At 67.1% G+C, this 13,515-nt stretch carries 1 protein-coding gene; it reads left to right on the forward strand.

The features are described from left to right. Positions 1 to 80: 80 nt before the first annotated feature. Positions 81 to 13,493 carry a filamentous haemagglutinin family protein gene (locus tag GGR40_RS06500; RefSeq protein WP_429275399.1) on the forward strand — a complete coding sequence of 4,471 codons (13,413 nt, stop codon included), beginning with the start codon at positions 81 to 83 and terminating at the stop codon, positions 13,491 to 13,493. The last annotated feature ends 22 nt before the right edge of the window (positions 13,494 to 13,515 follow it).

Here is a 13,515-nt window from a genome sequence, read left to right on the forward strand (position 1 = left end):
AGCGCGCGCAAGCCCTTCGCCCTGTCCTTCCTTCCCGATGCCGCAGCCTTGCGGCCGACGTGCATCCTGGAGTTTGTTCGATGATCCGCAGCCGCCGCTCCTATCGCAGCCACCTCTTCCTCGGCGCCTCGTTGGGCAGCCTGCTTCTGGCGGGCCCTGCCCTGTCGCAGAACCTGGGTGCCGGACGCGCCGGCTCCAACGCGGCTTCCAACGCGGCGGCACAGGCCGCTCAGGCGGCGCAGAATGCCGGATCGCGCAACGCTGCAGCGGCGGCCACCGCTGCGCGGGTCCGCGCGTCGCTGCAGAACGCTGCCCGCATCCGCACCCAGATGGACGCCGCGCAGCTGGCGGCACGCGCGGCGGCACTGGCGGCGCAGTCGGCTGTGCCCAACGGCATCGGCAAGGGCGGCCTCCAGCAGGCGGCGGACGTCACGATCGATCCCGCTTTGTGGGTAGGCGCAAAGGCACCGACGCAGACTCAGGGCCAGAACGGACGCACGCAGGTCACCGTCGATCAGAGCCAGGAAAAGGCGATCCTGACCTGGGACAGCTTCAATGTCGGGCGCGAGACGGATCTTACGTTCGATCACCACGGCAATACCAACTGGATCACGCTCAACCGCGTCACCGACGTCAATGCCGATCCCTCGAAGATCCTTGGCACGATCAAGGCCGCCGGCTCGGTCTACCTGCTCAACCGCAACGGGGTGATCTTCGGCGGCGCCAGCCAGGTCAACGTGCGCAATCTGGTTGCCTCCACCGCGACCCTCACCAACGAGCATTTCGCGCAGTACGGCATCAACAGCGTCAGCCAGTCCGATCCGAACACGCCATGGATTCCGGCGACTTTCCGCGACGGTTTCATCAATGCCGGCGGCGATGTGAAGGTGGAGGCCGGCGCACGCCTCGTCACCGCCGCGCCCAAGACCGTGGTCGAGGGCGGCGGCTTCGTCATGCTGCTGGGCAAGCGGGTGGAGAACGCCGGCACGATCGTCACCGATCGCGGCCAGACCATTCTGGGCGCCGGTGACAGCTTCACCATCCGCCCCGGCTACGGTACCGATGCCAACCAGATTTCCACCACGCGCGGCAGCGAGATCGCGGTCAACGTCACTGCAGGCAGTACCAGCGGCGACGTTCTCAATACCGGCGTCATCGAAGCGCGTCAGGGCGACATCACACTGGCGGGCGAGCATGTGACGCAAGGCGGCGTCGCGCTGGCGACCAGCAGCGTCCACACGCGTGGCACCATCCACCTGCTTACCCGCGTCACCAATGCCGGCACGGACACCAGCGTCACGCTGACCGACGGCAGCCTGACGATGATCCTGCCGGAACTGGACAGCAAGGAGACGGCCACCAATGCCCAGCGCGACGCCCTGATCGCGCCGCCCGTCACCACCAACACGGTCGGGCTGAACAATCAGGCAGAGGGCAACTTCCGCTTTCAGCAGCCCGATCGCCTGGATCGTGGCCGGGTGGAGATCATGACCGGCGGTAACGTCACGTTCGAGGGCGGGTCGAACACGATCGCACAGGGCGGTCAAATCGCTGTCATGGCGCGTAGTCGCACTTTCGTCGGCGATGGGGCCATCCTCGACGTGTCAGGCGTGCGCGATGTGGCGATGGACATGGAATCGAACACCATCAAGGTGAACATCCAGCCGTTTGAAATGCGCGATTCCGCGCCGAACCGCGATGTCACGGGCCTCAAGACCAACGATGTATGGATCGACGTGCGCGATCTGGTGCTCCTGCCCAGCGGCACCGGGGGCCATAACGGAGACCGCTATTATACCCCCGGCGGCCTGCTTGAAGTGGGTGGACACCTTGGCAACACTGCGCACGGCATCGGCGAGTGGGTGGCCAATGCCGGAACCATCACGTTCGCCAGCGGTACCGGCAATGCCAGCGCGACCTCGGCCGACCGAGGCCAGCTGATCGTCCAGAAAGGCGCAATTCTCGACGTATCGGGCGGGTCGCTCAGCTACAACGCCGGCTATGTCCGCTCCACCCTGTTCATGGGCTCGGACGGGCGCCTCTATGCAGCGGGCCAGGCCCCTGCAGGCGTCAAACTGGTCTCCGTCGGCGCCTCGTTCATGCGTCAGCATGGCCGCTGGGGAGATCAGTACAACGAGACCTTCCTCAACCCCTTCGCGCGCACGCTGAGCACGCGCTGGGAAGAAGGCTATACTGTTGGGCGCGACGCCGGCCTGGTATCCCTGTCGATGCCAACCGTGGTGATGGAAGGCACCGTCCTGGCCGACGTGATCGTGGGCGAGCGCCAGACCCAGGCACGTCCAGACCTTGCTCCCCTCGTGTCCGATACGGGGGATATCGACGGCACCGTGACCGGGCGGCTGGATGGCTACAAGTTGCCTCAGACAGTCGCTCCGCTGGCGGGCGGCCTCTACGTCGGCAACCGGTTGCATGTTCAGGCGGCGAACAATAATCCCAACATCCCGTTCGCGACCGACGTGACTGTCAGCGGCGGGACTGACGTGACCACGGGGATGACCGCCGGGGACACGCTGGCCTCCGCGCTTGTCGGCACGGTGCAGCTGTCGGCGGACAGCATCAACCGGGCGGGGCTGGGAGAACTGCGCGTCAGCGGCGGCACCGTCAACGTGGAAGCCGGCCTTGCCGTTTCGAATGGCGGCAAGGTGGTGCTGCGCGGCGAGAACGTCACCGTCGGCGGCGACATTACCGCGCACAGCGGCCTGATCTCGGTCGAGGGCGTGGTGGTCACCTGTCCTTCTGCATGCGAGGCGATCCCGACAAGCGTCGAGGTGGCAGACGGGGTCAAGCTCGACACCACCGGCCTGTGGGTCAACCTGAAGACCGGTGGCGATCGGCGCGATCTGGCGTACCTGGATGGTGGCGACGTCCTGATCGGCAGCCGCCAGGGCTCGCTCCACATGGGCAAGGGCAGCCTGGTCGATGCTTCGGCCGGCGGGGCCATCCTTGAACTGGGCGAAACGATGGGCGCCGACGGCGGCAACGTGGTGCTGGCTACGGGCAATCTGCCGCGGGAAGCGGTGAACGAGATGGTGCTGGGCGGCACCGTGCGTTCCTATGGCTCGGGCGAGGGCAAGGGCGGCACGCTGATCCTCAACAACGCCGGCCGTGCGATCACCATCGGCGAAAAGCTTTTCGACGGTAACGCGATCGTCGCCGGGCAGCCGCTGCCCATAGACCTGCAGCTGAACGAGAGCACGGTGCTACCCGCAGGCGCAGTGCTGCCGTTCGACTACGCGTACCAGGTCACCACCGCCAAGGTCGGCGACGTGATCGTGAACTACGAGTACTTCGATCTCAGCGCCACCACCCTGACGGCGGATTTCACCATCCCGCTCGACTTCGATGGCGAGTTCTATGGCGCCAACTACGAGACGATGTACTTCCCCGGTGAGACGGTCCCGGCTGGCACCTTCCTTGAGCTTGCTTACTGGAACGCCCCCCCGGGTACGATCGTGCCGGAATGGACGGTCCAGCTGTTCGGACCCGAACTGAAGCTCACCCAGCCGATCAACCGCTTCATCGAGGCCGGATCCGTGCTCGAAAGCGCACTGACGCTTGCCAAGGGCATGACGCTGAAGAAGGGCTGGGTCTTCGGGCAGGACATCAAGGTGGGCGAGCCGCTCCATCTGGAAGCCGACTTCTTCCAGCAGGGATTCAGCAATTACAACGTCCGCGCGGGCGGTGACATCCATGTGCGCGGCGACACGAAGATCGACGTCGTGGCGCCGGTCCGTGAATTCTCCGCTGCCAGCCACGCCATCGCCAGCGGCGCGTCGCTGGACGAGGCGATGACGCTGGTGACGCCGGAGATGTTTCTGGCCGACCCCGCCAACGGTCGTTTCGTCCAACGGCAGGGCGCCAGCCTCAGCCTGACCGCGATGGGTCTGGGCGATCGGACCTTCGTCAATCCCTATGGCATCCGCGTCACCGGCGCACTGCCTTACGGCAACATCCTCCTGGGTGCCGATACCCGCCTCACCGTGGACGATGGCCAGAAGATCACGTTGACCGCTGCCGACAGCCTGCTGGTGCAGGGCCGTATCGAGGCGCGCGGCGGCACAGTCGATCTCTATGCCGGCATGCCCGAGAGCATGGACCGTGATACGCCCGGCTCCACCCCGGTCCGTTACGACGCGACCCGCGCGCTCTACATCGATGACGGCGCGGTGATCGACGTATCGGGGCGCGCCCATTCGGCGACCGACCAGCGCGGCCTGCGCTATGCCCACGTGTCCGGCGGGGGAACCATTCGGGCCGGTGGCCAGAGCGTCAATGTGCGCACGCTTACCGAAACGCGAAAGCTGACGTCGGCCTATGTCGTGGTGCGGCCTGGCGCGTTGCTCGATGCGTCGGGCTCCAGCGCCGAGGTGGATTACCTGACGTCGGCGATGCCGGGCGGCAGCGCCGGCAGCGCCGGCAGCCGGGCAAGCCGCCTGATCACCACCGATGGCGGCCGCATCGCCTTCGATTCCCAGTACGGCGTTTTCCTCGACGGCGACCTGCGCGCGCATGCCGGTGGGAAGGGCGCGCTGGGCAGCGAACTGTCGGTGGCTCTCAGCACCCCCGTCTACGCCGATCAGGGGGCCTCCTCCGGCAAGGCGATCCCCAACTACATGCGGCGCCTGCGCAGCATCGTGGTGGGGCAGAATCACGAAACCGTGCTGCCCGGATCGCTTTCGTTCGGAGACTGCATCACCGGCTGCTGGACGCCAGGCCAGACGCTGGAACAGTCGCTTGCCAACAATGAAGGCGTGGCTGATCTGGTTGGCAAGGCACACGTCGGCATCGACCGCGTGAACGCCGGTGGCTTCGACAGTCTTGCACTGCGCAGCGACGATGTGGTGCTGTTTGACGGCGACGTCTCGGTCGATCTTGGTCGCAACCTGACGCTGCAGGGCACGGTCGCCAATCTGCAACTGGACGGCAGGGTCGCGCTGTCTGCCGCCTACGTGAACTTCGCCGGGGGCGGCAACATGTGGGGCAACGACATCGTACCTGCCAACAGCGGTTCGATGGCGCTGCAGACCCGCCCCAACGTGGGCAGCGGCAGCATCACCATCACGGGGGGACTGGTCGACATGGCCGGCATCTCCTTCGGCGTGAACGGATCGATCGGCCTGATCGGCAACGAACAGCTCGAATACGAGTATGCCGCGCCGAACGACGTCAGCATTGTCAGCCGCAGCGATATCCGCCTGACCGGCGGCACGGTTCGCTCCATGAGCAACATCTCGCTGACTGCGGCGCAGATCTACCCCATGTCGGGCGCGCAGGCCGCGATCCAGGCGGGTATCTACAACTATCGTCTGCCCGGCAACACCGTGATCTGGAATGCGCTGCTCAAGGGATCGACCGTCAACTTCTTCAAGCTGGACGGAGTTACGCCCGCCGCGCCGCTCTCGGCATACGGGACGCTGACGGTCGGAGCCGACATCATCAATCAGGGCGGCGTCCTGCGCGCGCCGTTCGGCATGATACGGCTTGGCGTTGGCGGCGACGCGTTCATGCCCGGCCCGGACGAAAAGCCGGCGGGGCAGGTTGGCTGGAGGCCGGCAGACCAGCGCACCACCAGCAAGGTCACTCTCCTGTCGGGCAGCATCACCTCGGTTACCGGCGATGGCCTGACCATCCCCTATGGCGGCACGACGGACGGGCTGACATGGCTGCGTAACGGCACAGAAGTAAACACGACAGCGCTCTACCAGGGCGTCACGGTGATCGGCTCGTTCGACGCAAAGGCGGGCGCGGTGCTCGACCTCAGCGGCGGCGGCACGGTTTCCGGCGCGGCGTTCACATCCGGGCGCGGCGGCTCGGTGGACGTGCTGAAAACTGCGCTGGCCAACGTCAACCCGGCCTATGCCAGCTTCAGCGATCCCGACGCCAAGGTCTATGCGATCGTACCGGCTTACGGAAACGCGGCGGCACCGGTCGCGATCGACGGCCATGCGCAGCCGGTTGCAGGCCAGCAGATCGTCATTCCCGAAGGCGTTCCGGGCCTTGCAGCGGGCACTTACACGCTCCTTCCCGCCGAATATGCGCTGATGAAAGGCGCCTTCCGCGTCGAAATCGGCAAGACGGCAGGGCCCGCCGCGGGGCGTGGGCTGACCCCGATGGCGGACGGCTCGTACGCGCTGGGTGCCCATACCGGCATCGCCAATACGGGCACGACCTCTGCGCTGCCGGTTAACGTGATCCTGTCCTCGGCGGACGTGGTGCGTACCCATTCGGCGTACAACGAGACGGCTTTCGAGGACTTCCTCATCAACATGCCGGCGACCGAGCTTTTCGGCCGCCCGCTGCCCCTGCTTCCGCGAGATGGCAAGCAGTTCACGCTGGCGCTTGCCAACCCCGTGAACGGCGGCGCGGAATCGATCTTCACGTTCAACGGGACGGGCAAGTTCGCCGCGGCCAAGGGCGGCCTGGGGGGCACCCTGTCCGTGCTGCCGGGCGCTTATGGCGGGGCCGGTACCTATGGCCTTGAAATCCTGGGCGCAGGCGGCACGGCCAACGAAGGCAATGCGTGGCTCTATGCGGCAGACCTGAACGCGGTGGGTGCCACCACGGTGCTGCTCGGCGGCACGATCCTGCGGTCGGTCAGCGGCACCAACCCGGTTCTCGCGTCGCTGACCATTCAGGCGGGCGGCGGCGACGGGCGCACTATTGCGCCACGCGGCTTTGCGGGGATCACCGTGCGCGACGGCGCCGTGCTGAGTGCACCGCAGATCCTCATGGTGTCCGACGGCAATTCCGACCTCACGGTGGAATCGGGCGCGATCCTGACGTCGGTGGGCAAGGGCCAGCCGGGCTTCGATTCCTCCAGCGGCTTCACCATCACCAACCCCGGTGCCGCGATCCTGGCGGTATCCAACGGCCTGGTCGAATTCGCCACGCCAGCGCAGGCCGGCACGACCGGTCAGATCACGGTCGCGGACGGGGCGGGGCTTTATTCCGACGGTACGATTGCGTTCGCCAGCCGCGGCGCGGTGAAGCTGGGAGAGGCGACAGACTATGGCGCGCGCTATCTGGCGCTGGCGACCGGCTCGGTGAACATCGGTTCCACCGACGCGCTGGCGCTTGCGGCGCAGCAGGGCATCCTGCCGGGCGGCATCGCGCTGAACCAGGGCGTGCTGCAACGGCTCATAAACGGGGGTGGAAAAGGCAATGCCCCGGCGATGGAGCGCCTGATCCTCTCCGCCAGCGATTCGGTGAACTTCTACGGCACCGTCAACCTCGACACCCGCGCGACCAATCCCGACTCGCGCCTGCAACTGGTGCTCAACACGCCGGCGCTCTACGGCCATGGCAGCGCCACTGACAGCGCCACGGTGAGCGCCGCCACGCTGGTGTGGAACGGGCTGGTTGGGCAGAAAGGCACCGGCTTCAACTCGACACCGGCAGCAGGCCTGCCGGGTGGTGTGATCGCGAACGGTCCGGGCACCGGAGCAGGCACGCTCAACCTCGTCGCAGACCGCATCGTGCTGGGTTATCAGGACGACGTGGAAACGAAATCGGCCCTGCAACTGGACCGCCTTGCGCTCGGCTTCGGGACGGTGAACCTGACCGCGTCGAGCCGGATCGAAAGCAACGACGCCGCGACGATCTCGTTCTATCAGTCGCAGGCGGAGCAGGGCCGGCCCGGAACCGGCGGCAACCTCAACCTCACTACGCCGCTGCTCACCGGGGCCGCCGGTTCCAGGGTCGGGCTGGTGGCAGGTGGGGCGGTGGCCATCGTCGCGCCGCAAGGCTGGGCGCCGGGCGCCCAGCGCGTCGATGCACCGATGGGCGCGGACATCTCCATCACCGGCAGCGCGATCCGCGCCGATACGCTGATCGCGCTGCCCAGCGGCAAGCTGCGGCTGCTGGCCACTCAGGGCGACCTCACGCTGGGCGACAGGGCCCGCATCGATGTTGCCGGCAGGGCCACCAAGTTCTTCGACGAGACCCGCTACAGCTGGGGCGGCGACGTGGAACTGGAAGCGACGCGCGGCGGCATCTCCATGGCACAGGCGGCCGCGATCGACCTCAGCGCCGACTTCAACCATGCAGGGCTGCTCAAGGTCACGGCGCTGAACGGCGTAGTGGCGCTGGACGGCGCCATCAGGGGACAGGCGCGCAACGGCGAAAACGCGGCCAACCCGGCCCTGCGCAATGGCGGCATCGATGTGCGCGCCGGGCAGCTAGCGGACTTCGGCGGGCTCAACCGGCGCCTGACCGAAACCGGCGTGACCGAATCGCGCAATTTCATCATAAAGACCGGCGATCTGGTCATCGGTGACGAGGTGAAGGCCCGCAACGTCAGCATCACGGCGGATGGTGGCAGTCTGATCGTCAATGGACGCATCGATGCGAGCGGCGCCAAGCCGGGCACGATCCGCCTTGCGGCGCAGGGCGACCTGACGCTGGGCGCGGGCGCGGTGCTCGACGCGCGCGGAACGCAGCTGCAGGTGGACAGCTACGGCGCCGTGGTGGAGGCAGCGAACCGCGCTACCGTGGAACTGACCAGCAAGGGCGGCACGCTTGCACTGGTGCAGGGTGCCACGCTGGACCTGACTTCGGCGGATGGTGTCGCCCGTGGCCGGATCGACCTCAACGCTCCGCGTCTGGGCGCCGATAACGTCGCCATCGCCGCTGCGGGAACGCTCAGCGTGCGTGGCGCAGACAGCCTCTCGGTCAATGCCTTCCGCACGTATGTGCCGGGCAGCGGCGTGATCGACCAGGCGCTGATGGATGGCATCCATGGCGAGAGCGACGCCTTCATCGATGCTGCGATCGCCAATCCGGCGCTGCTCGGCAGGCTGGCGGGGCTTCGCGCCTACAACGGTGCATTCCACTTCCGCCCCGGCGTGGAACTGGCAAGTGCGCCGGGCGGCGACTTGCGCATCTCGGGCGATCTCAACCTAGCGGGCTACCGCTACGCGAGCCTCAACCCGGCAGCGCAGCGCGCGGGCAACTATGCCGATCCGAACGGCGGCGGCTATGGCTCCGGCGAGGCGGGCGTGCTGCTCGTGCGCGCCGCGAACGACCTCGACATAAATGGATCGATCACGGACGGCTTTGGCGTTCCGGCCCGCACGCCGGATGACAACGGCTGGGTGCTCTATCCCGGCTTGCAGGGGGTCAACGACGCCTGGATCCAGGAATACCGCCTGCCCAGCGCGGTGACGCTCGGCGTGGGCACGGCTTTCCCGAACGGCGTTAAGCTGGGCTACGCGGTGCCGGTGAACGGGTTCGAGGTGATCGCCAACGTCCCGATGGGCGCGGAGACACGCCTGTCTGCGGACTTCACCCTCGGGACAGACTGGGTGGCGCGCGCCGACATCCACCTGCCTGACGGCACGATGATCGCGCGCGGCACGATCATGGCCAGTGGCACCACGCTGCCTTCCGGCACGAAGCTGGGCGCAGGTTCGGTGATGCCGGGCACGGTCAGCATCGCGGCGATGACATGGCCGGAAGACGTGGCGGCTCCTGCAGCCTTCACCCTTTCCACCGCGCTGCAACTGGGTGAGGGCGCCATCCTGCCGCGCGACATCACCATCGCGCAGAACGTCATCTCCGGCGTTCTGACGACGCCGACGACGCTGACTTTCTCCTACCAGATGGTGGGAACGGCGGCAGGTGCGGCGGGCAGCAGCGTGCCGGCAGGGGCGAACAGCGACTTCGTCCTGACCTTTGCGATCCCCGTGCGCAACGGCACGCAGGTTCGCAGCGGCGTGGCCATTCCGTTCGCCTTCGCCAACGCTCTGGCGGTAAGTGCGACCGGATGGACCGCGAGGGCTCCGATCTGGGCCGACAAGGCAGCATTCGAAAGCGGCGCAGCGCCGATCTATGCCGCCGGCGATACCGTGACCGCGCGCCTGCCCGCCGATACATGGCTGGGCGCCGGCACCGTGCTGCCGGGCACGTTCTCGTCCATCCGCGCCACTACGGTGCCGGTTGGCACGCCGACGAACGTATTCCGCACCAACGAGCTGTTCCTGGCCGAGAACATGACCCTGCCGGCAGGAACCGTCCTGCCTGCGGGCCTGAAGGTAGTGCCGGCCGAACTGCCCTCCGCAGACCCGGTACGACCGATCCAGGCAGACGGCACTCAGGGCCGTATCTGGGCCACGGCCAACATGCTGCCGCAGGGATCGCAATCCTGGTCCATGCGCTTCGTGGCGGGGGCCGACACCGGATCGGCGGACGGTCGCGCGGTGCGCGCAGCCAGCGAACTGGCCGCAACCGGCCAGACCGGCGACCTCAGCCTGTCGGACCGCCACTTCATCAACCCGCAGGCGACGCTTGCCGATGGCTTCGACAGTTCATGGCTGAAGAACATGAAGGCGCTGCAGGTCTTCAGCGTGGTGCGCACCGGCACAGGCTCGCTCGACCTGCTGGCAGGCGGCTCCTACGCGCAGTATTCGCTGTTCGGCGTCTACACCGCAGGAACTCCGTCCGATACGATCGGCGGCACCACGCCTGACGGCTACAACGTCTACGACCAGCCCCGCGCCACGCTGGCCGGGGCGGGTAGCCTGGCGAACCCATGGATCGGTCGCAACTTCGACGGCTACGCCGATGCCATCCGCGACTATCATGCATGGTATCCGGAGCACGGCGGCGACCTGACGCTGTCCGTTCAGGGCGACATGACCGGCTTCCAGACCGGTCGCAACATGGGCTACCTGCGCCCCGGCAGCAGCGACGTCGCTAACTGGCTGTGGCGTCAGGGCGCCTACGGCGTGACTGAAGGCAAGGCGGGGCTTGGCCAGGATACGCCGACCGCGTGGTGGATCAACTTCGGCGGCTACGTGCCCAATGCGCCTGCAAGCCTCAACCAGGGGTTCAGCCAGAACGCGCCCATGCTGGTCGGCTTCACCGGCATCGGCACACTGGGCGGGGGCAACCTGACCGTCTCGGCCGGCGGCGATGCGGGCGTCATGAGCGACTACGAAACGGCGCTTGGCCAGACTTACGCCGACACCAACCGCCGTTTACTCAGCAGCACCGCGCTGAACTTCGCGGTGGCAAGCACGGGCCGCGTGACGTCGGTGGATCGTCCGGGAGGCTTCGTGTCGGGAGGCAAGCTGGTGCAGACCGGCGGTGGCGACATGACCATCCGCATCGGTGGCACGCTGAACCCCGGCTTCACCGCCGATCCCGGCACTGTCACCGGCGCGGCGGAGATGGCGGGCAATCTCGTCAACCTGCGCGGCGCGATCGACGTGACGGCAGGTGCGATCAACCGCACCAGCCTGGTTCCGGGTGACGCCACCTCCACCATCAACACGCGCGGCGCGCTGGTGCTGGCGGGCGTGGGCGATCCGGGTGCGGTCACGCAGATGGCGGGTGTGGGCACGTCGATGGGCTACGTCGCTGCAAGCGGCGCTTTCGTGCGGCCCGACGGCGTGGCGATGACCACCAGCTTCACCCTCTGGCGTGACGAGACGGCCATCCACCTGTTCTCTGCGGGCGGCACGGTAACACCGGTGCTGCTGGCCAACAGCGGCAACACGGCACGGCGCGATGCGCGGTTCTGGTATCCGCCGATCCTGACCGCAACCGCGGCCAGCGGCGACATCGTGTGGACCGGCGGCTTCTGCGGTGACGACTGCAACAACGGCATTGCCGCGGTTGAGCTGCTGCCGTCTCCCCATGGACAGGTCGAACTGCTCGCCATGGGCTCGATCGAGGGAGGGGCGGACATTCGTCAGGAAGCGGCCGGTGAACTGCCTGGAACTATGCCGATTGCGCTGTCGGGCATGTCGAACAGCCCGGATCTTCTGCCCAACCCATTCCGGCCGGTCTGGGCTGGCCTGCTGCAGCGGACCAACACCGGCACGACGGTCATAGATCCGATCTTCAACGGCAATGCCGCGCTTGGCCGCATGGGCAGCAACATGGCGTTCCAGGCGGATACGGCGGCAGGCACACTGTTGACGGGCCGCAAGGATCCAGCGCTGTTCTATGCCGTGAACGGTGATATCTATCGTCTGTCGTTCGGCATGACGACCTGGGACGGCATCACTCCGCAATACATCAGCTCCGGCTCGGCGACAGTCCGAGCAGGGCGGGACATCATCAACTTCGGCACCGTTCCCGCCATCGGCTGTGGCCTTACCGGTCCCATCGACTGCCGCGGTACGATGCAGCTGTTCAACGGTGCGTTCCGAACCGCCGGGCTCGTCATCCACAACGATCCGCGCGACATCACGCTGATCTCGGCGGGGCGTGACATCCTTTACGGCAACGTGTCGGTGGCGGGCCCCGGCAACCTGATTGTCGAGGCGGGACGCAACATCTACCAGGGCGACGCGGGGCGTCTGACCAGCCTGGGGCCGCTGTTCAACATCACCCCGGCTACGCGCAACGGCGGCGCCGCCATCAGCGTGATGACCGGCGTGGGCGCAGGCGGCCCCAATTACGACGCCTTCACGCGGCTGTACCTCGACCCCGCGAACCGCGCGGACCCGGCGTTCCCGCTGGTTCATGAAAACAACCAGGGCAAGGTCGTCCATACCTACGAAGCCGAACTCACCGCCTGGCTGGGCGAGCGCTACGGCTTCAAGGCGGACAGTCCGCAGGCGGCGCTCGCCTACTTCGAGGCGCTTTCGCCGCTGGAACGGGGCATCTTCGTGCGCCTGGCCTACTATGACGAGCTGAAGGCAGGCGGCCGGGAATACAATGACCCCGACAGCACGCGCTTCGCCAGCTACCTGCGCGGTCGCAACGCCATCTCGGTGCTGTTCCCCGAAAAGGACGCATCCGGCAACGCGATCTCCTATGCGGGCGATCTCACCATGTTCGGCGGTTCGGGCGTGCGCACCCTGTTCGGCGGCAACGTGGAACTGATGGTGGCGGGCGGCCAGACGCTGATCGGCGTGGGCAGCGTGGTGCCGCCTGCCACGGCAGGGGTGCTCAGCATGGGCTCCGGCGACATCGACATCTTCTCGCTGCGCTCCGTCCTGCTTGGCCAGAGCCGCGTGTTCACCACTTTCGGCGGCGACCTGTTCATCTGGTCGGTGCAGGGGGATATCAACGCGGGTCGCGGTTCCAAGAGCACTGCCGTCTACCAGCCGCCCCGCCGGGTCTATGACCTCTATGGCAACGTGACCCTCTCGCCGCCCACCCAGAACACCGGCGCGGGCATCGCCACGCTGAACCCGATCCCGGAAATCGCGCCGGGCGACATCGATCTCATCGCGCCGCTCGGCACGATCGATGCGGGCGAGGCGGGCATCCGCGTTTCGGGCGACGTCAACCTCGCGGCGCTTCAGGTGCTGAACGCGGCGAACATCCAGGTGCAGGGCGAGGCGCGCGGCATCCCGCTGCCGCCGGTGGTCAACACCGCTGCCCTGACGACCGCCTCCAGCGCCACCAGCGCGGTGGTCGCGGAAGTGGCCAGGATGGCGGAACGGGTCCGCCCCAAGCCGGCGGACATTCCCGTCATCGTCAGCGTCAGGCTGCTGGGCTTCGGCACGCAGCCCTGACTTCTTCCTCTAATCATACCCT

It is taken from the genome of Novosphingobium gossypii (assembly GCF_050433305.1).
GTDB classification, from domain to species: Bacteria; Pseudomonadota; Alphaproteobacteria; order Sphingomonadales; family Sphingomonadaceae; genus Novosphingobium; species Novosphingobium gossypii.